At 66.8% G+C, this 21,883-nt stretch carries 24 protein-coding genes and 3 pseudogenes; 11 read left to right on the top strand and 16 right to left on the bottom strand.

Going from position 1 to position 21,883, the window contains the following annotated elements:
• The first annotated feature begins 5 nt into the window (after positions 1-5).
• The 6 genes from E0H73_RS40835 to E0H73_RS40810 all read left to right on the top strand — a co-directional run bounded on the left by E0H73_RS40835 (position 6) and on the right by E0H73_RS40810 (position 6,329).
• Positions 6-968, top strand: coding sequence for a carbohydrate ABC transporter permease (locus E0H73_RS40835; protein WP_165556048.1), 963 nt, complete (start codon positions 6-8; stop codon positions 966-968).
• 56 nt (positions 969-1,024) lie between these two features.
• A complete protein-coding gene (locus E0H73_RS40830; protein ID WP_131365860.1) occupies positions 1,025-2,065 on the top strand; it encodes a Gfo/Idh/MocA family protein in 1,041 nt (346 codons plus the stop codon).
• Between the two features lie 110 nt (positions 2,066-2,175).
• The gene (locus E0H73_RS40825) at positions 2,176-2,922 is read left to right on the top strand and encodes a sugar phosphate isomerase/epimerase family protein (protein WP_131365858.1); all 747 of its coding nucleotides are present in this window, start codon (positions 2,176-2,178) and stop codon (positions 2,920-2,922) included.
• Between the two features lies 1 nt (position 2,923).
• Entirely contained in the window at positions 2,924-4,036 is a 1,113-nt protein-coding gene (locus E0H73_RS40820; protein WP_131365856.1) for a Gfo/Idh/MocA family protein, read from the top strand.
• A 62-nt stretch (positions 4,037-4,098) separates the two neighbouring features.
• The gene (locus tag E0H73_RS40815) at positions 4,099-5,085 is read left to right on the top strand and encodes a hydroxyacid dehydrogenase (protein ID WP_131365854.1); all 987 of its coding nucleotides are present in this window, start codon (positions 4,099-4,101) and stop codon (positions 5,083-5,085) included.
• Between the two features lie 230 nt (positions 5,086-5,315).
• Positions 5,316-6,329, top strand: a complete 1,014-nt coding sequence (locus E0H73_RS40810) for an acetylxylan esterase (protein ID WP_131365852.1) — start codon at positions 5,316-5,318, stop codon at positions 6,327-6,329.
• On the opposite strand, the gene E0H73_RS40805 is transcribed toward E0H73_RS40810, so the two are convergent.
• The 9 genes and pseudogenes from E0H73_RS40805 to E0H73_RS40765 all read right to left on the bottom strand — a co-directional run bounded on the left by E0H73_RS40805 (position 6,272) and on the right by E0H73_RS40765 (position 15,278).
• Positions 6,272-6,619 carry a hypothetical protein gene (locus E0H73_RS40805; protein WP_131365850.1) on the bottom strand — a complete coding sequence of 116 codons (348 nt, stop codon included), beginning with the start codon at positions 6,617-6,619 and terminating at the stop codon, positions 6,272-6,274. The two genes, E0H73_RS40810 and E0H73_RS40805, sit on opposite strands and share 58 nt — an antisense overlap.
• Positions 6,620-6,709: 90 nt before the next feature.
• A complete protein-coding gene (locus tag E0H73_RS48675) occupies positions 6,710-7,519 on the bottom strand; it encodes a hypothetical protein (RefSeq protein WP_475009311.1) in 810 nt (269 codons plus the stop codon).
• 1,612 nt (positions 7,520-9,131) lie between these two features.
• Positions 9,132-9,416: an SRPBCC domain-containing protein gene (locus E0H73_RS46760; RefSeq protein ID WP_202867828.1), complete on the bottom strand. Its 285-nt coding sequence runs from the start codon at positions 9,414-9,416 to the stop codon at positions 9,132-9,134.
• Positions 9,371-9,907, bottom strand: a pseudogene (locus E0H73_RS40790) (ArsR/SmtB family transcription factor); the annotation flags it as partial. The gene E0H73_RS46760 and the pseudogene E0H73_RS40790, both read right to left, overlap by 46 nt.
• A gap of 167 nt (positions 9,908-10,074) precedes the next feature.
• The gene (locus E0H73_RS40785; RefSeq protein ID WP_131365848.1) at positions 10,075-11,952 is read right to left on the bottom strand and encodes a CheR family methyltransferase; all 1,878 of its coding nucleotides are present in this window, start codon (positions 11,950-11,952) and stop codon (positions 10,075-10,077) included.
• A gap of 5 nt (positions 11,953-11,957) precedes the next feature.
• Entirely contained in the window at positions 11,958-12,752 is a 795-nt protein-coding gene (locus tag E0H73_RS40780; protein ID WP_131365846.1) for an ATP-binding protein, read from the bottom strand.
• Positions 12,749-13,909 carry a chemotaxis protein CheB gene (locus E0H73_RS40775; protein ID WP_131365844.1) on the bottom strand — a complete coding sequence of 387 codons (1,161 nt, stop codon included), beginning with the start codon at positions 13,907-13,909 and terminating at the stop codon, positions 12,749-12,751. The genes E0H73_RS40780 and E0H73_RS40775 overlap by 4 nt, the downstream gene beginning before the upstream one ends.
• On the bottom strand, positions 13,827-14,243 hold the full coding sequence (locus tag E0H73_RS40770) for an STAS domain-containing protein (RefSeq protein ID WP_131365842.1): 417 nt from the start codon (positions 14,241-14,243) through the stop codon (positions 13,827-13,829). Before E0H73_RS40770 ends, E0H73_RS40775 begins: the two co-directional genes overlap by 83 nt.
• Positions 14,244-15,062: 819 nt before the next feature.
• Positions 15,063-15,278 carry a hypothetical protein gene (locus tag E0H73_RS40765; RefSeq protein ID WP_131365840.1) on the bottom strand — a complete coding sequence of 72 codons (216 nt, stop codon included), beginning with the start codon at positions 15,276-15,278 and terminating at the stop codon, positions 15,063-15,065.
• Positions 15,279-15,393: 115 nt separating this feature from the next.
• On the opposite strand from E0H73_RS40765, the gene E0H73_RS40760 reads away from it, so the two are divergent.
• Both E0H73_RS40760 and E0H73_RS48155 read left to right on the top strand, forming a co-directional pair.
• Positions 15,394-15,813, top strand: a complete 420-nt coding sequence (locus tag E0H73_RS40760) for an ester cyclase (protein ID WP_131365838.1) — start codon at positions 15,394-15,396, stop codon at positions 15,811-15,813.
• Positions 15,797-15,931 (top strand): hypothetical protein, encoded by a 135-nt coding sequence (locus E0H73_RS48155; RefSeq protein ID WP_272949195.1) that lies wholly within the window; start codon positions 15,797-15,799, stop codon positions 15,929-15,931. The genes E0H73_RS40760 and E0H73_RS48155 overlap by 17 nt, the downstream gene beginning before the upstream one ends.
• A 79-nt stretch (positions 15,932-16,010) precedes the next feature.
• Here E0H73_RS48155 and E0H73_RS48525 read toward each other — a convergent pair.
• From E0H73_RS48525 to E0H73_RS40735, 6 genes and pseudogenes are all read right to left on the bottom strand, one after another.
• A pseudogene (locus tag E0H73_RS48525) lies at positions 16,011-16,217 on the bottom strand (hypothetical protein); the annotation flags it as partial.
• 133 nt (positions 16,218-16,350) lie between these two features.
• Complete coding sequence (locus E0H73_RS40755; protein ID WP_238164598.1) at positions 16,351-16,578, bottom strand: hypothetical protein; 228 nt, start codon at positions 16,576-16,578, stop codon at positions 16,351-16,353.
• Between the two features lie 174 nt (positions 16,579-16,752).
• Entirely contained in the window at positions 16,753-17,538 is a 786-nt protein-coding gene (locus E0H73_RS40750; protein WP_131365836.1) for an SDR family oxidoreductase, read from the bottom strand.
• 175 nt (positions 17,539-17,713) lie between these two features.
• Complete coding sequence (locus tag E0H73_RS40745) at positions 17,714-18,424, bottom strand: acetate uptake transporter family protein (protein ID WP_131365835.1); 711 nt, start codon at positions 18,422-18,424, stop codon at positions 17,714-17,716.
• Positions 18,421-19,017 carry a hypothetical protein gene (locus tag E0H73_RS40740; protein WP_131365834.1) on the bottom strand — a complete coding sequence of 199 codons (597 nt, stop codon included), beginning with the start codon at positions 19,015-19,017 and terminating at the stop codon, positions 18,421-18,423. Before E0H73_RS40740 ends, E0H73_RS40745 begins: the two co-directional genes overlap by 4 nt.
• A 15-nt stretch (positions 19,018-19,032) precedes the next feature.
• Positions 19,033-20,181, bottom strand: a complete 1,149-nt coding sequence (locus E0H73_RS40735; protein WP_131365832.1) for a zinc-dependent alcohol dehydrogenase — start codon at positions 20,179-20,181, stop codon at positions 19,033-19,035.
• Positions 20,182-20,321: 140 nt separating this feature from the next.
• On the opposite strand from E0H73_RS40735, the gene E0H73_RS48150 reads away from it, so the two are divergent.
• From E0H73_RS48150 to E0H73_RS40720, 3 genes are all read left to right on the top strand, one after another.
• Positions 20,322-20,561 carry an SDR family NAD(P)-dependent oxidoreductase gene (locus tag E0H73_RS48150; RefSeq protein ID WP_131365830.1) on the top strand — a complete coding sequence of 80 codons (240 nt, stop codon included), beginning with the start codon at positions 20,322-20,324 and terminating at the stop codon, positions 20,559-20,561.
• 25 nt (positions 20,562-20,586) lie between these two features.
• Positions 20,587-21,033: an SDR family oxidoreductase gene (locus tag E0H73_RS48145; protein ID WP_165556046.1), complete on the top strand. Its 447-nt coding sequence runs from the start codon at positions 20,587-20,589 to the stop codon at positions 21,031-21,033.
• A 361-nt stretch (positions 21,034-21,394) separates the two neighbouring features.
• Positions 21,395-21,586 (top strand): hypothetical protein, encoded by a 192-nt coding sequence (locus E0H73_RS40720; RefSeq protein WP_131365826.1) that lies wholly within the window; start codon positions 21,395-21,397, stop codon positions 21,584-21,586.
• Positions 21,587-21,633: 47 nt separating this feature from the next.
• Here E0H73_RS40720 and E0H73_RS40715 read toward each other — a convergent pair.
• Positions 21,634-21,883 (bottom strand): annotated as a pseudogene (locus E0H73_RS40715) (hemerythrin domain-containing protein); the annotation flags it as partial.

Here is a 21,883-nt window from a genome sequence, read left to right as displayed (position 1 = left end):
TCACGATGAGCACAACAACCTCGACGCCGCGCAAGAAACGGGGTGGCTCGCCGGCCAAGACGATCCCCGGGATGAGCCACAGCCAGCGGGTGCAGGCGATCAACGGGGTGAACCTGCCAAGCATCCCGACCCGGGCGCTGAAGGGCATCGTGCTGCTGGTCGCTTGCCTGCTGGTGATCGTTCCGTTCATCGCGGTCATCTCGACCAGCCTGGCCGACCAGGGCCAGATCAACGCGACGGGCGGCTACGTGTTGTTCCCCGAGCATCCGACCCTGGCTGCCTACGAGGCGATCTTCCGCGGCGGCGTGGTCACCCGGGCAACCATCGTGTCCATCCTGATCACCTTCGTCGGCACGGCGTTGTCGGTCACAGTAGTGACGATGCTGGCCTACGCGCTGTCGCGGCCCGGCAGCTTCGCGCACCGCCCGATCCTGTTGATGGTGCTGTTCACCATGCTGTTCTCAGCCGGCATGATCCCGAACTATCTCGTGGTCAAGCAACTGGGTCTGCTCGATTCGTACTGGGCGCTCATCTTGCCGACGATGGTGTCGGGGTTCCAGGTGATCTTGATGCGCGGGTTCTTCCTGGAGGTACCGCAGGCGCTGATCGAGGCCGCCCGGATCGACGGCGCCGGCGAACTGCGGATCCTCACCTCCATCATGGTGCCGCTGTCGAAAGCCGCGCTCGCGGTGATCGCACTGTTCAACGCGGTGACCTACTGGAACGCGTTCTTCAACGCCGTCCTCTACATCAACTCGACCGAGAAGTGGCCCCTGCAGCTCGTCCTTCGCACCTATGTCGTGGACAACACCTCGGTCGGGGTCGACCTGCCCAGCGACCGCGTCCCGCCGCAGCAGTCGCTGCAGATGGCGATCCTCGTCGTCAGCCTGGTGCCGATTTGCCTGGTCTACCCGTTCCTGCAAAAGCACTTCGCCAAGGGCGTCATCATCGGCGCGGTCAAGGGCTGATCGAGACGGCCGCATCCCGGAAACGGCCAATCAAGAACGACTGAGAAAGGTTCACCGTGTCATCGGAACAGGTAAGAGTCGGCATCATCGGCCTCGGCCGCAGCGGCTGGGACATCCACGCCGCCGGACTCCGCGACCTGCCAGATCAGTTCCGGGTCGTCGCCGTCGCCGACCCGCTGACCGAACGGCGTCAGGAGGCGGCCAACGAGCTCGGCGCGACAGCGTACGTCGACCCGCAGCACCTCATCGCCGACGACAAGGTCGAACTCGTCGTGGTCGCGACACCGTCGAACACCCACGTCCCACTCGGTCTTGTGGCTCTGCATGCAGGCAAACACGTCGTACTCGAGAAACCGATGGCCGAGACCGTCGCCGAGATCGACTTGCTGACCGCAGTCGCCGACGAGGTCGACCGAGTAGTCACCTGCTTCCAGAACAACCGGTTCGAACCATCGTTCCTGAAGGTCAGGCAGATCATCGACTCCGGCCGGATCGGCGAGGTGGTGCTGGTGCGGCGCGCGATCCACCGGTTCGGCCGGCGCTCCGACTGGCAGACGCTGCGCTCACACGGTGGCGGAGAACTTTCCAACAACGTGTCGCACTATCTCGACCAACTGCTGCTGCTGATCGGTGACAGCCCAACGACGGTGTTCGCAGACCTGCGGCGCACCGTGTCAGCCGGCGACGCCGAGGACCACGTCAAGCTCGCCCTGAGGCCGGAGAAGGGGCCCTTAGCCGAGATCGAGTTCAGCGCAACGGTCGCCTTCCCGCAACCCCAATGGTTCGTCGTCGGCACCGCCGGCGGCATCGTCGCCTCTGCCTCCGAGCTTCAAGTGCGCTGGTTTGACCCGACCTCGCTGCCCGCATTGGAAGCCAGCCCGGAAGCCGCGGCGGGTCGGCTTTACAGCCACCACGAGAAGATCGACTGGGCCGAGGAGACGATCCAGATCCCACCGCCGGTTGAACGGACGCAGAACTACTACCGCACGCTCCACGCCACCTTGCGTGACCGCGCCGAAGCCTTCGTTACCCCTTCCAGTGTCCGCCGCCAGATCGCCATGGTCACCGAGGCCCGCAGGCAGACCGGATTCTTCTGACCGGGCTAGCGCAGCCGATCCACAGAACGGTAGCCAGCCACTCGGCCGCCGGATAGCCCTGGATCTTCAGCGCAGATCTCCGGCCTGTGTTCCCACTTCTGAGGAGAAGAATGCTCGACGCAACCAATTTATCCCTCCAGCTCTACACCGTTCGGGCGGCGATGAAAGACGATCTCGACCGCACGCTCGAGCGGATCGCCGAGCTCGGCTACCAGCTCGTCGAACCGTATTCGTTTGTTACGTTCGCCGGTCTCGCTGACAGCTTGACCAGGCACGGGCTGTCCGCTCCGACCGCTCACATGGGCCTGCTCGGTGCCGATCTCGGCCCGATCTTCGAGGCCGCCGCCCGGATCGGCATCGAGACGGTGATCGCACCGAGTTCGGACCGCGGCAGCTGGAGCTCGGCCGCCTACGTCACGAGCGTCGCTGACGAGCTCAACGCCGCGGCCGAGAAGGCGGCCGGCTACGGTCTCACCGTCGGCTACCACAATCACTGGTGGGAGCTGGAGGAGCGCCTCGGCGGCAAGCACGGTCTTGAGGTCCTGGTGGAGAATCTCGCGCCCGAGGTGGTGCTCGAGGTGGACACGTACTGGGCCCATGTTGGCGGCGCGGATGTGCCGGCGCTGCTGGGCCGTCTCGGCGACCGGGTCGCCGCGCTGCACATCAAGGACGGCGACGGATCGCGCGACAACACCAACCAGGTCGCGGTCGGTTCAGGTGTCATCCCGGTCTGGGACTTCATCAAGGCATCGCCGTCGATGAAGTACGGCGTGGTCGAGCTCGACGACACCTCCGGGGACGTGTTCGAGGCCGTCGGCGACAGCCTCAGCTACCTGCTGGCCGGAAAGGATGCCTGACATGGCGGTGACCGGAGCTGTCGGCGTCGGCATTATCGGCGCCGGTGTCATCAGCGACATCTACCTGGAAAACCTGAACGCGTTCGCTGACACCGAAGTGGTGGCGATCGGAGACATCGTCCCCGACGCGGCGAAGGCTCGCGCCGACAAGCACGGCGTCGCTGTTTTTGGTGACGTTGACGCTGTGCTCGGCGATCCCGGTGTCGAGATCGTGGTAAACCTGACCACCCCGGCCGCGCACGCCGCGGTCGCCACCGCCGCCGTCCGGGCCGGCAAACACGTCTGGAACGAGAAACCGCTGACCCTGGACCGCGACAGCGCAGCCGAGCTGCTGGCGAAAGCCGAGATGGTTGGCCTGCGAGTCGGGTGTGCGCCCGACACCTTCCTCGGCGAAGGCCTGCAGACGGCCCGGCGGATCATCGAGCGCGGCGACATCGGTACGCCGTTGACCGCGCTGACACTGTTCCAGTCACCCGGCCCTGACTCCTGGCACCCCAACCCCGACTTCTTGTTCCAAGACGGTGCCGGCCCGTTGTTCGACATGGGCCCGTACTACCTGACCACCCTGGTCCAGACCTTCGGTCCGGTCGCCAAGGTCGCGGCCATCGGATCGATCGGCCGCGCCAAGCGGGTTGTCGGCTCCGGACCCAGAGCCGGCGAGGTGTTCGACGTCACAGTCCCAAGCCACGTCTCTGCGATCGCGCAATTCGAGAGCGGACAGTCCTCGCAGAGCATCTTCAGCTTCGACTCGCCGCTCGGCCGATCCGGCTGGATGGAGATCGACGGCACCGAGGCGACCCTCGCCCTGCCGGATCCGAACCGGTTCGACGGCGAAATCCGGTTCAAACCGAAGGGCAAGAACGAACCGTGGAGCACAGTTGCGACCACGCAGGCCAAGTCCAGACGGGGCACCGGCGTGCTAGACCTGGCCCGCGCCATCCGCACCGGACGCCCGCACCGCGCAAGCGGGGCGCTGGCCTACCACGTGCTCGACGTCATGGTCTCGATCAGCGAGTCAATCGAACGGGCCGAATTCGTCGACGTCGCCAGCACAGTAGCCATCGGCGAACTACTGCCTGAGGACTGGGACCCCATCACGTCCACCATCGCGTGACCCACCTTCGCATGACGCACGTTCCGTTGTCCTCAAACGACCGCAGAGCACAGGAGCGAACGATGAACAAGTTGGCCGTGGCGATGACGCCCAACCGCGCCGACGACGTGATCAGCGTCGAGACGCGGGCATTGCTGGAACAGAGTTTCGACATGTGCTGGGCTGGCGACGACCTGACTTCATCGGCGATCGCCGAACTCGCCCGTGGCAGCGACGTCTTGCTGACCAGCTGGGGAACGCCGCAGCTCGGCAAGGAGATCTGGGCCGACGGCAACGGGCCCAAGGTCGTGGCGCACGCGGCCGGCTCAGTCAAGCGACTCATCGACCCAGTGATCTTCGATCACGGCGTCGCCGTGTTCTCCGGCGCAGGACGGATCGCGTGGTCGGTCGGGGAGTACTGCCTCGCGGCGCTGCTGACCCTGTCTCGCAAACTCCCGCGGTTCGACGCAATGGTCAAGATGGGCGGCTGGAAGCAGACCGGCTTCCGCGGCAACGATCTGGCCGGCAGCAAGATCGGACTACTCGGCGCGAGCAGCACCGCCCGCGCGCTCATCACCTTGCTGAAGCCGTTCGGTTGCGACATCGTCGTCTACGACCCCTACCTCGACAACGGCCTCGCCGCCGAGCTCGGCGTCCGCTCTGTTTCTCTGGCCGAGGCCCTGAGTTGCCCGTTCGTCTCGGTGCACGTCCCGGACGTCCCAGCAACCAAAGGCATGGTCACCCGCGATCTGATCGAACGCATCCCCGACGGCGCAATCGTCGTGAACTCCGCCCGCGGACCCGCGATCGATCAAAAGGCACTCCTCGAACATGCACTGACTGGCCGCATCTACGCCGCTCTCGACGTCTACGACCCCGAACCGCCAGCATTCGGTCTCGACGTCCTCGAAGCACCCAACCTCCTGCTCACGCCACACATCGCCGCCGACACAACAGAATGCCACCTCGCCCTCACCGGCTACGTCATCACCGACGTCCTGAAGTGGCTCGAGGACGGCACCAAGGGCCGCAGCTTCGTCGACCCGGCCGTCTGGTCGATCGCGGCCTGAAAGGACAACGCTCATGTCGGGCATCTCGAAGGTCGAGGTCTTCCCGGTCGCGGTCCCGTTCGCGCGCCGGTTCGTCCTCGCCGGCGGAGCGGTCGGCTCCCCAGACGCCGCACCGGCCCGATCTGCCTGACCGCCGAATACCCCGACGCATCCGTCACCATGACCGACCGCGTCCGACGAGACATCACCACCGCACGCCGAGCAGCCGGCGAACCAGGAGAGAGAAACCCATGGCCATGTTCGATCTTCCCCTCGACAAGCTCCGCGAGTACCGGCCCGAGGTGGCCGCGCCCGCCGACCTGGTCGATTTCTGGCGCCGCTCCCTGGAGAAGGCGCGGACCGACGACCTCAGCGCGACGTTCACCGAGGTGGACAACAAGCTCGCGGTGATCGACACCTACGACGTGACGTACGCCGGTTTCGGCGGCGCGCCGATCAAGGGCTGGCTGCACGTGCCGGCCCGGGCGACCGGACCACTGCCGACAGTGGTCCAGTACTTCGGTTACTCCGGTGGCCGCGGGTTCCCGCATGCCACCAACTTGTGGGCGCAGGCCGGCTACGCCCACTTCGTGATGGACACCCGAGGCCAGGGCTACAGCGCCGGCGGCGGCAGCGGTACGGCGGACGACAGCCCGTATGCCGGGCTGAACCACGCGCCGGGGTTCATGACCGCGGGCATCGGCGACCCGGAGACGTACTACTACCACCGGGTCTTCGTTGATGCGGTGCGCGGGCTGGAGGCAGCCCGGACCTCGGAGTTCGTAGACCCGGACCGGATCGCGGTGACCGGCGGCAGTCAGGGCGGCGGGATCGCGATCGCGGCCGCCGGGCTGGCCGGTCTGGCCGGGATCGAGTTGCTCGGCTGTGCTCCCGACGTACCGTTCCTGTGTCACTTCGAGCGTGCGCTGCAGATCACCGGCAGGGATCCGTACGGCGAGATCACCCGATACCTGAAGGGTTTCCGCGACCAGGTCGAGACGGCGTACCGGACGCTGAGCTACTTCGACGGCGTGAACCTCGGCCGGCTGGCCACAGCGCCAACCCTGTTCTCGGTCGCGCTGATGGACTCAGTTTGCCCGCCGTCGACGGTATTCGCGGCCTACAACGCCTACGGCACCGCCTCTGCCAGGGAGCCGGCCAAGGAGATCCAGATCTACTCCCACAACGAACACGAGGGTGGCCAGACCTACCAGCAGGCCGCGCAGCTCGACTGGTTCGCGAGCATCCTCCAGACCCGGGACTGACGATCGTCGGCGTCGACCTCGCGGTCGCCGTGGGAGTAGACGCCCATCCTCGTCTCGGTCAGCCGACGCCAGTCCGCTGGTCGTCCTGGTTCCGGGTTGTCATCGCGGCGCTTACGCCGGAACAGGTCGACCTTCCCGACGATCCTTTCGAGCGTCCGACCCAGCTGCTGAAGCAACCGGAGACCGTCGGCGCGCTGGTCGCTGGCCTTCAGCACCACCGACAGGATCGCCACCACGCACAGCGCGATGGTGATCAGGACCGCGACGGCCACCGGGCCGATCACAGTCATGAGTACCGGGCTATCGGCCGAGGGCGGTGGCGGTCTGGGCGATCCGTTTGCGGGCGTCCTCTCGCATCTCGACCAGGTCCTGGCCGGTCGTCAGGGCAGCTTCGACCAGTAGGTGTCGGTGAGGTCGACTTGCTCGACGTTCTTCTCGAGTGCGGGGGGTGGATCATGGTGCCGTTGCCGGCGTAGATGCCGACGTGGGTCGACGCCGCCGCCGTGGATCGAGAAGGCGATTATGTCGCCATCGCGGCGAGCCTGGGTTCGACGGGTCGGCCGGCGGTGGCTTGGGCGCTGCTGATGCGGAGGATCTGGAGTGTGCGGCCGGAGGCGATCCAGATGGCGTCGCGGCCGAGTGCGGCTCACGTACCCGGCATGAACTGCGACAACCCTTGCGCGCCCACCGGTGCCTTGGCGTTCGGGTTCCAGCCGGACTCTTGCTCGATGGGCCGCGATCAGCGGAGCGGATACCCCTGGGCACACCTTGCCTGCAGCAACAACGAGTTCCTGGTATGCGGCGGGGACGGTGCCGATCTTCACCGCAGCGTCGATCAGCGAATCCAGGAACCCATTGGGCCATGGTTTGGCGCGGCCCTGTGCGTCGCTGGAGGAGTTGTCGATCGCCGTGTCGTACCGGTAGGTCACGGCGGCGACCGTACTCGCGTCGAATCCGTTGACCTGCGATGGCCGCGGCGGGCCGCCGGCCGGTGTCTTGGTCGCATTGCCGGGCGGGATCGGCTGCGGCGTCACCGGTATGGTCGTGCCGGGTGTCCCGGGGCGTCGTTTTCCTGCGGCCCGCCGGGCCGAATGGTTGGGTTGCTGGTCCGCGGGGTCGTTGCTGCTGCAAACGGCGGCGAACAGTACGGCGCTGGCCGCGGCCACCGCCGTGGCGCCGCGGGTATTCACAGGAACCTCCGGACAGTCCACGGTAGCTTGGACCGGTAGGCGTCGGTGAGGTCGACCTGTTCGAAGTTCTCGGCTGGCCGAGATAGGGGCCAGGTACGACCCCGGAACCCTCTTCCACCTGAACACAACATCGCGCCCCGGAGGAACTGACCGGGCGTACCTGGTTGTCACTGGCAACAGCCGGGAGCTTCAGACGATCGAGTTTCGCGAGCGACGTGCGACCTTCGTCTACCGAGGTCCCCGGGACAAAGGACGGCCCGATTTCCCCAGCCTCTCTGCTCCGTCACTGCTCCGTGGGACGCTGACAAATGGTGATCAGCGTCGGGTGGCGATGAGCACAAAACCGCAGGTCAGAGGGCAAATCGGCGGGGTGGGCCGATCGGCCCTTGCATGCACCACCAAGATCCTCGACATCTTCGAAGGCACAACAGATCCAGCAACCAATCGTCGCCCGGCGCCTCCTTGGCGAGGCTTCGGCCGAGCTGAAGTAGCCAGCAGGTAAGGGATCGCGGTCTGCTCAGCGCGTGCCTCAGAGTAGGCTTGGACCTTCGTCGGTCGGCTCATCTCCCCGCTCGATCTCGCCTCTCCTCCGTGGCGGCTCCGCCAGCCGGAGCGCAGGACGCTCCAGTCGGCGATCCACGGCCTGACGAGCACGGTCGTGGGACGGCGAAGCAGGTGGTGTACAGCTGGAGCGTGAAGCCTGGACCGTGGTGTCGTAGGCGTGGTACGTGCCAACGCACCGCCACCGGCGCGAGGGAGCACAGCAGATCGCTACTCTCCTCGTCGCGGCCGGCGTCCTGACTCCTCGGCTCACCACAGACTGAGCCGCCAACGTGATCACCGTCTACAGCGACCCGGCCTCTACCGTCATCTCGTCGGTGACCGCCACTGGACGCCCGAGGAGTTCCGCGATTGGCTCGCCCAGGCTCTCCACCACGAACCACTCACCTGACGGGCAACTGTTCCGCCTCCGCCTGCTCTGCGTGGGCTGCAGATCCATGAGTCAGCCGCCGCCTCCCGCGGCCTAACAGGTCAGTATCCGGCGGGAAGAGGCGCGAGTGAATCCCGAACAACGCATCGAGTACAGCGTCGTCGCCCAGCGCACCGAAGGGCGCTGGGCCACGCTCCAGAATCCGCAGCAGCACTACTAGGCGCCGAGTTGTCTCACACATCGCCGGTTCCTCCCATTGATGTATCGGTCGACGGCAGCGGAACGTTTCAAGCCCGCGCAATGGGCAACCGCGAAGAGTCGAGGTTCCCGACGCCCTCGAGCATCTGCCTACGGCACCGGCAGTGGCGGACGGCGCCGGGGTGGTGGGAACCCTGCTGTGACTGCTGACAATGCATTGGAACACCCAGCGCGCGACGCGGTCGACCCGGACTCGCAGCACCGCGAGCTGCTCGTCGGCCACCACCGTTCGCGGCCCGGCCATCCGGGTTCCTCACAGCGCGACCGTGTGGGCGTCAGTCGCGTCGGTCTTGCGGCCCTGATTGGTGGCGAGCACCCGAGCCCGGGCAGACAGCTTCGGCGGCACTTCCACGCTCCTCGCCGAGATGACGGCTGACGGTGACCTGTACGTGACGCCTTGAATCCGCCGACGTTCGGAGGCCTTCAGGACGGTTCGGTGTGCAGCTCCCAGGGTGGCTGTGACAGGGGATGTCCGGTCTCGATGAAGGACTTGAGGTTGGACAAAACGGCTGCCCAACCGGCGGCCGACGCTTCGTACTCCGCCTGGTCGAGCAGGTTCTCATGGGTGACGGTGAGTCGAACGATACTGTCGTACGATTCGACGTCGAACGTGACCTGAGAAGGACCGGTGATCGGTTGCTCGCCCGGACTCGCGAAGGTCATCACCAGCCTGTTGGGCGGACTCGCCTCCAGGACGGTACCAACCACGTCAGCGATGCCCGAGCCGTCCGTGCGCTGGTGCTCCAGCGAGAGCCGACCTGCCAGTCCGAGACGTTACGGTGTCCCCAGTACGCACCGCTCAGGTCCGCGTCTGTCAACGCGTTCCACACGTGTTCCGGCCTGCTCCGGATGTAGGTGACGTACACGAATGTCGGCCTGTCGGCCATGCCGTCCTCCTCTGCTCGCCGCTTCACGACCACCGATGTCCCACGCACCGCGGGGTCGTCGGTCAGGACGCGAAGCCGTGGACGTTCGAACTTGTCGATCCACCGCTCCTGTATCTCGTGGAGTGGAACGGGATTGAGATAGTGCAACTTCTCCCGGCCTTGCCGGACCGTGCTGATCAGATTGGCTGTCTCCAAGATCGCGAGATGCTGGGTCGCCGACTGGCGCGCCATGTCCAGGCGCCCACACAGTTCGCCCAAGGTCTGACCGTGGCGCTCATGCAGCATGTCGAGAATCTGACGCCTCGTCGAGTCGGCGAGCGCCTTTGAAGACCTTCTCCATCAGCAGGGACACCTGACAATATGCCTGCATATGTCAAGGCAAGGCGCGTGCTCCGGAGGATCGCAGTTGTGGCTGAGACCTGCCGTGTATTCGGGATCGGCTTCGGCGCGGAACTTCGCGATTGACCGGCAGAGGCTCGCTACTGCAGGGAATTGACAGACGTGCCCGCGTCCGCCGGAACGGTTTCCATCACGAGAAGGGCGCCGTTGCCGTCCCCGTGGGTGTTGCTCAGGGCGCTGCAGACCAGCCGTAGAGTGATGGTTCGGCCGCGGCGGTTGACCGCCTCGAGCCGGAGCTCACCGACGTAGGTCGGATCGCTGAGCGCGTTCAGGGCGACCGGCTTGACCTCGGTCATCGGCAGTCCGATGTCGAGGTCGAGCAGGTGCCGTCCCTCGGCTTCGGCGGTGTGCACGCCCCAGAGTTCCTCGGCGCCGGCGTTCCAGGCGATGACCTGCATGGCCTGGTCGATGACGACGACGCCGGCCTTGATGCCGGTCAGGATGGACTGCAGGAAGTCGTTGACGCGGTTCAGTTCGGTGCTGCGGTCGCCGAGGGCGTCGTTGATCACTTTGAGTTCGTCGTTCGTGGACTGGAGTTCTTCGTTGATCGTTTCGAGTTCTTCGTTGGTGGATTGGAGTTCTTCGTTGGTGGTCTCCAGCTCCTCGACGGTCGACTGGAGTTCTTCGTTGGTGGTTTCGAGTTCTTCGTTGGTGGACTGGAGTTCCTCGTTGGTCGCCTCCAGTTGGCGGTTCGTCCGCTCCAGCTCGCGCCGCAGTGTCCGTGCGATCGTGACGTCGTCGAACACGAACGAGACGCCCAGGAGGTCCTCTCCGTCGAGCAACGGGTTGACCTGCACTTCGAACCACTGGACCACGCCGTTGGGCCGTTGCCACTCGACGTCAGTGATCCTGGCGGGCTCGTGCCGGCTTTTGACCTCGGCCAGCTGGGTGCGCAGCTCGGCGGGACGGTAGGAGATCTCCAGGTCTCGCAGGGGGCTTCCGATGTCGTTGGGGTGCAGGCCGAAGGTCTCGCGCGCCTGGTCGTTGAATACCGCCAGGTCATCGTTCACGGTGACCACGAACTGGGCGACCGGGCTGGCGGAAAAGCCCCGTGACCGTAGCTCGCCGAGGACATCGGCTGCCGACGGGCCGCCGCCGGCGGAGGATCGGACGGGTCGGGGTGTGGCGGGTGGCGTGGCCTGCGCCCGGCGGAAGATCCGGCGCTTGAGGTCGAGCGGTTCGAAGATGTCGCCGTGGCTGAGCAGCATCTCGGCCTTGCCCAGGAACAGCACGCCGTCGGGGACGACGGCGAAGTGGAATCGGCCGAGGATGCGGGCTTGCGCCTCGGCGTTGAAGTACATGAGCGTGTTCCGGCAGATCAGCAGGTCGATCCGCGAGATCGGGGCATCCTGGACCAGGTCGTTACGGCCGAAGATGATGGTACGGCGCAGGTCGTGGCGGAAGGCGTGCCTATGGTCGCGGCGCTCGAAGTACCTGTCTCGTAGGCCGTCCGGGACTCCGCGCATCGCGGCGTCGTCGAACGTGGCGTGCCGGGCCTGGGCCAGGGCATCGTGGTCCACGTCGGTCGCGTAGATCTTGACCTGGTCGAGGTACCGCTCGGCGCCGAGCGCTTCGGCCAGCAGCATCGCGATGCTGTAGGCCTCCTGGCCGGAGGAGCAGCCGGCGCTCCACACTCGGATCGGATCGCCCGGTTCCTTGTCCGCGACGAGCTTCGGGATCACGACGGACCCGATCTGGTCCCACGCCTCGGGGTCGCGGAAGAATCCGGTGACGTTGATCAGGATTGTGTTGAACAGCGCCGTGAACTCATCGACATCGATCTGCAACCGGTCGATGTACTCCCCGTACGAGCCGATCTCGAGCTGGTCCAGCCGATGCTGGATCCGTCGCAACAGGCTGGTCCGCTTGTAGCCTCTGAAGTCGAACCCGCGAGACTCGCGGAGGTGGTCGAGCAGGTCTTCGACGTCACCGCTCGGACCGGTATCGGGCGTGTCCACGGTGCTCAACCTAGCGGCCCGGCCCGGCCCGCGCCGTGCTGTGCTCCGGCGGACAATCGCAGCACCGCCCAGACAATCTTGCCGCCGTCGCTTGTCGGAGCCCAGCCCCACGTCGTACTGAGAGACTCGATGATGCGCAGGCCGAAGCCGCCGGACCTGACCTCATCGCCGGTCGGCGGTGCCGCCGACCACGCCGGCTGCAGGGCGCTGCCGTCGGTGACGGCGACCGTGAGCAGGCCGCGGCGGAATTCGAGCCGGAGTACGGCGTCGGTACCCGCGTGCAGTACGACGTTCGCCACCAGCTCGGACACCACCGCGGCAGCGTCCTCGGCGAGCTCGATGCAGTTCCACACCTCGCAGGCCGCGACGACGACCCGCCTCGCCGCCAATGCGCTGTGTGGCGTCGCCGCGAGCCGCAGCCGGGTGATCCGCCGGGTCGGCGGCCGGCGGATCGAGGCGACCGCTGTGACAAGGTCGGGATAGACCGGCAGGAATCGGGCGATCGCCTTCGTATGCAGGTCCAACCGGGACCCGTGGTCCGGCCGCGCGACCAAGATCAGCGGTACGCCGGACCATTCCGCGGTGCGCCGGGCGACCACGGTGAACACGGTGAGCGTGTACGCCTTGCGCAATTCCAGCAGGGTCAGGTCCGCAATTACCGCCGCGGGCTGGTCGGCGAGGCACTTGAGTAGGGCGTCGCGCAGTCGTGGTGCCGTGGCGACGTCCAGGATGCCGGTGAGACCGACGATCGTCGCGCCGGACTGCGACGCGATGGCGATGGCCAGATGCGGCCTGCTCATCGTTCGCCGGTCTTCGCGTCGCCCGTGCCGGCGGTTTGGGTGGTGCTTTGGCTGGTGTGATGGGTGTCTTGAGTGGTGAGCCGGTCTCGCAGTACGCCAGCTGCGTGGCTGGTCTCCTCGGCCGTCTGCTCGTAAGTCGTGGCCAGGTGCTCACTGCCGCGGTTGTGTGCGCTGACCGCCATCTGCGCGGCGAGTCTCGCCTTCTCCTCCAGCGTGCGCAGCGCGGTCCACAGCGCGGTCTGCATCCGGTCGTCGGCGGTGGACAGCAACGCGTCCGCGGTCCACGCGTGGCCGACCGGGCAGCGGAACCGGTCCTGGCCGGGCTCGAGCGCGAGCAGGGATCCCTGGCACTCCGGGCAGGTCAGCCCGGCGTAGCGGCCGATCCGGTCCATGTCGAACGCGGTCACCAGCCTGTTGCCGGCCACGGCGTCCTCGTAGCGCAGCAGCGGCGTCGGATCCGGCGCGATGTCCGACCTGAGCGGCTTGCGCACCACCGCATCGAGCTGCGCACCCATCTCCCGGGCAGCCAGCACATGGTCGGCGCGGACGGTCCGCAGCGCGCTCTCCGGCATCCCGGCGTAGCCGGCGTCGGCGGGGTCGTGCACCATTGCCAGCCCGCCGCGGGACTTGATCGCTACCAGGCCCGCCGTGCCGTCGTCGAGGACGCCGGACAGCACGACCCCGATCACCCGCGGGCCGCGTGCGAGTGCCGCGGAGCGGAACAGTGCGTCGACCGCCGGCCGGTGGCCGTTCTCGGTAGGGCCGCGGGACAGCGCAGACCAGTCCCCTTCCACCAGCAGATGATTGTCCGGCGGGGCGACATACACGTGACCCAGCTCAATCCGGTTGCCGTGCCCCGCGGTCCTGACCGGCAGCGCGCCGGCTCGGTCCAGGATCTCAGCGAGTGCGCTGGTGCCGCCGGCCGGCAGATGCAGGACGACGAGGACAGCGGCAGGCAGCCCGACCGGGAGACCCGACATCAGGTCACGCAACGCTTCCACGCCGCCGGCCGACGCACCGACGACGATGAGATCACGATGGTGCTGTCGCTCTGCGGTGGACCTTTGTTCGGTTTCAGCTGTCAGTGGAATCACCGCTGGATGGGATGCCGTCGGCCAGCGCGGCGGCGATCGTCGGGTAGCTGCGGAAATGTGCATCGATGCCGGCGATTTCCATCGGCCGCAGCACCGACCGACCCGCCCCGACCAAGCCGAGCTCGATGTTCTGCGTGGCGGCATGCTCGGCCGCAGCGACCAGAACACGCAACCCCGACGAACTGCAGAACGTCACACCGGACAGATCAAGCAGGACAGTCCGTGCCGTCGGGCCGATCTTCTCGCGAACCGCCTCGAACGCCATCTCGTAACTGCCCAGATCTAGGTCCCCGCTGAGCCGCAGCACATACACACCCCGGCCGATCGCCTCACGTTCGGCGTCGAATGGCGTCGCGGCAAACCAGCCCTGCCCTTGCTGCGGGGGCGTCGCATTCATGCGGCACCTCCCAGAGACATACCGACTCTCGTCACACTAAGCCCACCACGGCGCTACCTCAAGACCAATCGTCCGAGTTGGAGGATTGGCTGCCGGCCCCTACCCGGTGAGAGCGCGCCGTGGTGCCGGTGCACGGGTGGAGCAAGGCCCGCGCCTGGCGCGAGGTTCGTTATGCAATTGCGCCGATGTGGTCGTGGCCATCATGAGTCGGCGGCTTCAGAAGGTCCTTGGCACCGCTGTTGCTTGCACCTGGCAACTGACGAAGGCTCTGCTCGACATGACTCAGCACCTGGGCCCGGGCCGTTATGGCCGCAGCCTCGATCGTGTGCGCCCTCACGCCCACCATCGCTGTGATGACTATGCGCTCGATCTGTTCAGGGCTCTGCCGGTGGGTGGGCGATGAGTACGCCGGGGACCTGGTAGTCGCGGTGCGGGGCCTAGCAGGTTCGGCGTCAATGCCGCCGTGTCGCTGGCCTGCGCCGCAGGGTCACCAGGCGCGCGGCATGCTGATGGCCACGGCTGCCGCACGGTCGCATCTCAGGAGCGGTGAGGTGCGGTTACGAGCCGGGATCGGCGGGGTACAGGCCGCGGCAGGCTGGCTATTTGGGCTCGAGACCGGTGGTCGGCTCAGGTCGCACGCGTTGAGCCAAACAGCGCGGGCGACCGTCCCGGACGGGCCGGTCGCGGTCCAGAGCTGGCCGATGCACTCTGTCTGCGAGGAGAAACAGATCTGCTGGCTGATCTCTCTGCTCTTGCATCGAAGGCGTCCTGGGAACACAAAGGGCGCACGCACCGAGGCGCCGGCGCCGTAGGTCGCCATCATTGCTGAGTCACGCAGTGGGAAGTCGTGGTCGGCCAGTACTCCAGCCGCAGTTCGTGATCTGGGGCGTGGCGGTAGCGATGATCCCCGGCTGGGTGGGCCTCTGCCCGCAGACTCACCTGCTGGTCGTCCGTGACTGGGTCCGCGCGCAGGCCGGTGAGCGCGAGGATGAGGTCATGCTCCGGCGGCGAGACCAACCGAGTCGTCGCAGACAATCGGCCAGACCTCTCGGTCGCGGTCGTCCAGCAGCGGCTTGGCTGGCTCGGCCGGACGAGCCTGCGGCACCGCCGGGCGCTTCCCCGGTGTGCGGACGGGTGATACCGATGGGGCATGAACCACTCTGAGAACAAGGCGGTCGTACAGGAGCTGGACGATCTCGGCAACGGCGCAGGTGACGTGTCCCGCCTCGACGCGCTCTGCACCCCGGACCTCGTCAACCATGCGCTCGCCCCACACATGCCGCCCGGGATCGAGGGCACCAGGCAGTTCTTGACCTCGGCACGCCGTAACCGGTACCCCGGTCGTTGGGTGGAGTCGTTCGTCGTCGCCGAGGAGGACTTGGTCGTGCAGTTTGGCTCGCGCGAGCTGCACTGGCCCGGCGGCGGGTTCCGCGGCTTCGACCTGCGCGAGGGTGTCTGCACCAGGGACGTCGCGCTCGCGTACCGGCTGCGTGAGGGCCGGATCGCTGAGCGCTGGGCGATCCGGGACGACCTCGCGATGATCCTCCAGCTCGGTGGACTCGGTCAGTAGCCGCGCGACAGCGGCGATCGCCGAGTATGCCGGCGATCTTTCCCCGGACGGCATGCAGAACCTGTTGTCTCGTGCGGTGTGGGATGCCGACGCGGTGCGTGACGACCTGCGCGGTTAGCACGCGACTGCCACCACCGCCGTCAGACGGTCCAGCTCGCCTGATCACGAACTACGGCTGGAGCGCTAAGGCACGCCGATCAGTGTGTCGGAGATGAGGACGAGTGCTCCGCCGAGTCCGCTGCGACCGCCGTACCCAGAGGGACGTGGCGCCGACGATCCCGATGCCGACCAACCAGCGGGCGGCTGTCAAACGTTGACTCCTGATCAGGACCGGTGAGGGCCACGATGTCGAACACTACGCTCGCCAGCCAGACGCCGATCGGCACCCTCACCACGATCGGATGGAACGGATGCCCGTACGGCCCGGCGACAACGTTCTTCGGGTGCTTGGCCGGTGCCGGCGCCCCGGGTCGCGAGGTGCTCGTCCTAGTCCTGCAACGTAGGTTCCCCGGTGGCCCGTCGGCTCGCGGCTTCGCTCTACACCTTCTGCTGCAGCTTGTCCTTGCTCAGCTCCGACGTCCCGGAGATGTCCGCGTTGCTCGCCTGCTGGGCGAGTGGGTCGCGCGTCATGTCGCCAGGCTGCTCGCCGAGGTATTGCTTGCGGCTGACAACGAACGCTTCGCGGAGCTCTTCCTTCTCGCCGGCCTCGGCGGCGGCGACCGGGTAGACCTCGGCCTCCTCGGCGCGGCTGTGGGCGGTCAGCACCGGCAGCAGGTTCGGGCGCTTCTCCGGGTTGTCCTTGAGGTGTCGAACAAGCGTTCGGCCTCACGGTGGTCCTGCGTGATCAGATCACCAACGTCGCCGGGCATCTCACTGTCCTTCCGAGTGGTGGTGGATCCAGCGGATACCCACGACTACGCGGTCAAGACCCGGATCGCACTAGGGTCGGCGCCAGGTGTCTTCAGTGAGGTGGCTGCCGGCCATGGGGCCCATCTGGAGCATGCCGCCGTCGGCAACGATGCTGGCGCCGGTGATGTACGAGGCCTTGGGTGAGGCGAGGAAGGCGATCGTCGCGGCGATCTCCCTGGCGTGACCTGGTCGGCCCAGCGGGACGCCCGGACGGTGCTGCCGGCGCGGATCCTCGTCGGTCTGGTCGGTCATCGGGGTGGCGATTTCGCCCGGGGCGACCGAGTTGGCGGTGATGCCGTGTTCGCCGAGTTCGAGGGCCAGCGTTTTCATCAGCAAGCCGAGCCCGCCTTTGGCCGCGTCGTACGGCGCCGCACCGACTCGTGGCTGATGCTCGTGGACGCTGGTGACGGCGATCAATCGTCCACCGCGACCGGCGGCGATCATCCGTCGCGCCGCCCGCTGCAGGCAGAGGAACGCGCCGTCGAGGTCGACGCTGATGACTTTGCGCCAATCGTCGTACGTGAGATCGACGGCGATCTCGCTGGTGCCGGTTCCGCTGTTGGCGACCAGGACGTCGACACCGCCCAGGTCGTCCGCCAGTTCGTCGATGACCTGGGCAGCATCCGGGAGCACCTCGAGATCGAGGTGAGCCACCGTCGCGCGCTTGCCGAGGTCGCGGATCTCCGATGCGGTTTCTTCGGCGCCACCGTGATCTGTGTGCCAGGTGACACCGACGTCGAAGCCGTCCTTGGCCAGTTCCACCGCTGTGGCCCGGCCGATGCCGGAGTCGGAACCTGTAACGATCGCTTGAGGCATGCACCGCCGGTGCCCGCCCTTCCTGCCTGGAAACCGGGGGCGAGTTGCCGGCCGACAGCAAAGGGGCAGGTACGCCTCGGCGCGCGGTCTAGGAGGCCGCAGCTGAGCGATCGCTTCAGGGTGCGGAGTGCGGGTTCTTCAGCGTGACGATCAGCATCCTCATGTCTCGCAGGGCTTACAGCTTGGTTCGTACGCCGGGTTCGGTGGGGACCTTGCTGATCTGTTCGAGCAGGCTGCCGTGAATGGCTACCTCCCCCTCGCCGCGCCGGCCGAGGGGGAGGAGTGTCCGGCCGACAGCATCCTCGAGGCCGGCACCGAAGGCCGTGTAGAGCGCCAGTACGACGAGTGCTACACCAAGAACTCCGCTGAGACGTTCCCAGCCGGTGCTGCCGGACAGTTCGTAGCCTCCGGCAACGGCAAAGCGGATGGCGGCGAGACCGAACACGGTGGCGAGAACCAGTTTGCTGGTCGAGGCCGTGATGCTGACGAGCACCATCGTCGTGGCGCTGAACAGCAGGAACAGACCAAGTGTCTTGCTCACGGCGCCGGGCTTCGAACTGTGCAGGACCGAGCCGATCACCAACCAGGTCAGCGAGAGCACGGCCATCGCGGTGCCCACCGTACCGTCGCGACTGAGGAACGCGAACACCGAGGCAAGCAATTGCGCGACGAAGGCGAATCCGATCAGCACCAGCGCGACGGTTTTACCCTCGAGGGCGGGGATCCAGCCGAGCTGGAGTCCGGCCAGCGTCCAGCTCGCGGCGCCGAGACCGTACAGGCCAATCGAGGTCGGTGCCCCGATCGGCCGCAACGAGATCACCACCCGCTCACGGAGGTCGGAGGACTGGGCAGGCTTTGCGGACTTGGACGTGCTCGGATCGCTCATCGCCGCGCCTGCGATCGAGCGGAGGTGCGGTGTCCGCGACTCAGGCGAACGATGCGATAGGTCAGGACAGTGGCGGCGATCCAGGGCCAGGCGACGATCACCAGATCAAACGGCTGGTGGACCACGTCCGCGCGTTTCTGACCCAAGCGGGATCGCAGACCGTGGTGTTTGAGCTCGGCGAGGATGCCGGTCTCGGTGAGTGGGTTGTCAGGATGGCGGGAGGCGAAGGACCGCAGCGTGCTTCCGACGGTGTCGACCCGGTCGGCCGCCAGCAGAAGCAACCAGTGGGTCGCGCGCCCCTCGCTGTACCGCCGGTAGGCGTGCTGGCGGATGCGGCCGGACATGCCGCGTGGCGGGCACGACGTACCGAACACTGGCGTGAGGAACTCGTGCTCGTTCGATCGCTCCCGTGGCCATTCCTCGACCTGGCGGTCCGGGAAGTCCCACACGGCGCCGTACGGATGCGGGTCGTACTTCTCCTTCGGTACAGCCGGCCGGTCGTTCGGATCCAGGTCGGCGCCCCACCCGGGGATGCGGGCGCGTAGCTGATCGCTCGTCTCCGCGATCGGCGGTTTCTGCGGGGTATAGGTCATGGTGATACTCCGGTCTCAGGCGGCGTCGGGTACAACGAGCGGCTTGATGCAGCCGTCGAGCTTGGCCGAGAAGATGTGGTAGCCCTCGGCGATGTGTTCCAGCGGGATGCGATGGGTCACGAGCTCGCTGGGCTTGAGGTAACCGTTGCGGATGTGTTCGAACAGGCGTGGCCATTGCCGCTTCACCGGGCACTGGTTCATCCGCAGCGTCAGGCCTTTGTTCAGCGCGTCGCCGAATTTCACCGCACTGAACATCGGTCCGTAGGCGCCCATCACGGACACGGTGCCGCCCTTGCGGACCGAGTCGATCGCCCAGTTCAACGCGATCGGGGAGCCGCCCTGCAGTTTCAGTTTCGCCGAGGTGACGTGCTGCAGCAGGTTGCCGTCGGCCTCCGCGCCGACCGCGTCGATCGCGACGTCGGCGCCGAGGTGGTCGGTGAGTTTCTTCAGTAGTACGACGACATCCTCGTGCTCGGTGAAGTTGTAGGTCTCGGCTTGCGCGAATGACCGCGCCTTCGCGAGGCGATACTCGAGATGGTCGATGACGACGACCCGGCCGGCGCCCATCAGCCAGGCGGACTTGGCGGCGGACAATCCCACCGGGCCGGCTCCGAATACCACCACGACGTCGCCTTCGGAGATGTCGCCGAGCTGGGCGCCGAAGTAGCCGGTGGAGACCGCGTCGGTCAGCAGTACGGCGTCCTCGTCGGCCATCCAATCCGGGATGAGACTTGGTCCCACATCGGCGAACGGCACCCGAACGTACTCGGCCTGGCCGCCGTCGTACCCGCCGCAGGTGTGTGAGTATCCGTAGATCCCGCCGACCGCAGTCGCGTTCGGATTGACGTTGTGACAGTTGGCGTACAGGCCGCGGGCGCAGAAGAAGCAGGTTCCGCAGAAGATGTTGAACGGAACCATCACTCGGTCGCCGACGTTCAGCGTGCGAACCGATGGACCCACCTCGTCCACCACCCCGATGAACTCGTGGCCGAACGTCATTCCGACCCGGGTGTCCGGCATCATGCCGTGGTAGAGATGCAGGTCGGAGCCGCAGATCGCGGCCTGGGTGACTTTGACGATCGCGTCGTTCGGATGCTCGATCCTCGGCCGAGGCTTCTCCTCGGCCCGGACCCGGTACGGGCCTCGGTAGACCATCGCGCGCATCGGTAACTCCTCCCTGACGAAAGGCGGCAGGTGCCCCGGGCGGGGCCCGGTGAAACTCCGGGGGACGACGTGCGCGGAGGAATGGAGTCGGGTCGGTGGGAACCCGACTGTTCTGGCCACCTTTGCTGGGAGCGAGCGCCATGAGCAGCTGCGATGACCCCGCCGCCCGTCCGCGGACCGACCTGACCGATCGGGTCGTTCTTGTCACCGGGGGATCGGCCGGGGTCGGCTATGCGACGGCTCGGCGCCTGGCGGAGCGCGGGGCGAATGTCGTCATCACCGCCCGGGAAACTCCGCGGCTGGATTCTGCCTGCACGTCCTTGGCCGCTGCGGGCCAGCGCCCGGTCGGCTCGATCGCGGCCGATTCTCGGGTCGCCTGAAAAACGCGAGCGCATCGTCCGGGAGGTGATCGAGCGTTATGGGCGACTCGACGCACTGGTGAACAACGCCGCGGTCGGCCGAGTCGGCAGGTTGACCGATCTCGACGCCGAGGGAGTCTGTGAGGTCATGACGACGAACTTTGTGGCCGTCGCCGACCTCACCCGGCTGGCTCTCCCGCACGTACGGCGTACGCAGGGCGACATCGTCATGGTCGCCTCGGCGTTGGCATGGTTCCCGGCCCCGCCGCTGTCGCTCTATTCGGCAACCAGGGCCAGCGTGCACGGACTTGTCGCCGCACTGCGCCGCCAAGAGACGCGAGATGTCCGGGTGCACGAGATCCTTCCCGGTTTCGTCGCCACGGAATGGCTTGCCTACGCGTCGGGTTGGCGGCCGACTGATGCTCGGCCGCACGCGGCGACGGCGATCGGCACCGCTCCGAGCCGGGTTGCCGCAATGGTCGAGCGTTGCTGACCAGCCGGTCGGCGCGCACTCTGCCGGTACCTCGGGCGATCGGCCTGACCCGGCTCGCGACTCTGCCACCGGGCCGGCAGTCGCCGGTCTTCTCGGTCCCCTCGTAGCGCCCCGCTTGGTCGCGTGGGCCCGCAGATACGGAGAAGCCCTGGCGGCCCGCGGGGACCGCCATCGAGGCGATGACTGTCCCTTGCGGGCCAGGGCGGAGGTGTCATTCCTTCTTGGCGGGTACCACGCGACTGAATTCAGCCGGGGCCGTCGTGCGGTCTGCCCGGGTGACTGGTATTTGCTGAGTTCGGGTACTTGTACTCGGCCGTCCAGCAGCGGCGGCGTTTGGGATTGGCGCTCACGGAGGGTGGCCATGATCACCGTTGGTGGCGTAGACACGTATTACGACTATGACGAGCAGCAGTGGAAGTACCGCCGACTGGGCGGCGGCCCGATCCGCGTCAAGTCTCCACGTTTGGAGTTGTCCAGCACGAGCGCGGAGAAGGGGACCGAGGAGCGTCAGTCCGACTCCCCAGCTGCTCGCGAACCGGCGTCGCACCCGTAACCTGCCAGGCTGAACCGGGCCGTCCACAGCCTTGGTGCTCAAGACCCCTATGTCGAGCGGTCGGTGAGTTTGTCGCGGAGGCGGTCGACCAGTCCTACGCCCGGGCCGACGAGTTTGTGAAAGAGTTCGGCGTTCGGTACGGCGGGATGCGGTCTGGTGGGGGCGAGCTTCTTCGCGTGCTCGACCTTCTCCTTCAGCTCGACCAGGGTGGCGGCGGGGAGGTGGGCTCGCAACTGCGGGAACTGCTCGGTCTCCTCGTCCTGAATGTGGTCGACGAGTACCTGTTGCAGTTGCCGG

The organism is Kribbella pittospori (assembly GCF_004331465.1).
GTDB classification, from domain to species: domain Bacteria; phylum Actinomycetota; class Actinomycetes; order Propionibacteriales; family Kribbellaceae; genus Kribbella; species Kribbella pittospori.
The sequence above is the reverse complement of the archived record's forward strand: the minus strand, read 5'-3'. Positions and strand labels throughout refer to the sequence as shown.

What these genes read in the sequence shown, in the direction of transcription:
- E0H73_RS40835 (WP_165556048.1), top strand. Translation starts at nt 6, where the DNA reads ATGAGCACAACAACCTCGACGCCGCGCAAGAAACGGGGTGGCTCGCCG.
- E0H73_RS40825 (WP_131365858.1), top strand. Translation starts at nt 2,176, where the DNA reads ATGCTCGACGCAACCAATTTATCCCTCCAGCTCTACACCGTTCGGGCG.
- E0H73_RS40820 (WP_131365856.1), top strand. Translation starts at nt 2,924, where the DNA reads ATGGCGGTGACCGGAGCTGTCGGCGTCGGCATTATCGGCGCCGGTGTC.
- E0H73_RS40815 (WP_131365854.1), top strand. Translation starts at nt 4,099, where the DNA reads ATGAACAAGTTGGCCGTGGCGATGACGCCCAACCGCGCCGACGACGTG.
- E0H73_RS40810 (WP_131365852.1), top strand. Translation starts at nt 5,316, where the DNA reads ATGGCCATGTTCGATCTTCCCCTCGACAAGCTCCGCGAGTACCGGCCC.
- E0H73_RS40805 (WP_131365850.1), bottom strand. Translation starts at nt 6,619, where the DNA reads ATGACTGTGATCGGCCCGGTGGCCGTCGCGGTCCTGATCACCATCGCG.
- E0H73_RS40780 (WP_131365846.1), bottom strand. Translation starts at nt 12,752, where the DNA reads ATGAGCAGGCCGCATCTGGCCATCGCCATCGCGTCGCAGTCCGGCGCG.
- E0H73_RS40775 (WP_131365844.1), bottom strand. Translation starts at nt 13,909, where the DNA reads ATGCACATTTCCGCAGCTACCCGACGATCGCCGCCGCGCTGGCCGACG.
- E0H73_RS40770 (WP_131365842.1), bottom strand. Translation starts at nt 14,243, where the DNA reads ATGAATGCGACGCCCCCGCAGCAAGGGCAGGGCTGGTTTGCCGCGACG.
- E0H73_RS40760 (WP_131365838.1), top strand. Translation starts at nt 15,394, where the DNA reads ATGAACCACTCTGAGAACAAGGCGGTCGTACAGGAGCTGGACGATCTC.
- E0H73_RS40750 (WP_131365836.1), bottom strand. Translation starts at nt 17,538, where the DNA reads ATGCCTCAAGCGATCGTTACAGGTTCCGACTCCGGCATCGGCCGGGCC.
- E0H73_RS40745 (WP_131365835.1), bottom strand. Translation starts at nt 18,424, where the DNA reads ATGAGCGATCCGAGCACGTCCAAGTCCGCAAAGCCTGCCCAGTCCTCC.
- E0H73_RS40740 (WP_131365834.1), bottom strand. Translation starts at nt 19,017, where the DNA reads ATGACCTATACCCCGCAGAAACCGCCGATCGCGGAGACGAGCGATCAG.
- E0H73_RS40735 (WP_131365832.1), bottom strand. Translation starts at nt 20,181, where the DNA reads ATGCGCGCGATGGTCTACCGAGGCCCGTACCGGGTCCGGGCCGAGGAG.
- E0H73_RS48150 (WP_131365830.1), top strand. Translation starts at nt 20,322, where the DNA reads ATGAGCAGCTGCGATGACCCCGCCGCCCGTCCGCGGACCGACCTGACC.
- E0H73_RS40720 (WP_131365826.1), top strand. Translation starts at nt 21,395, where the DNA reads ATGATCACCGTTGGTGGCGTAGACACGTATTACGACTATGACGAGCAG.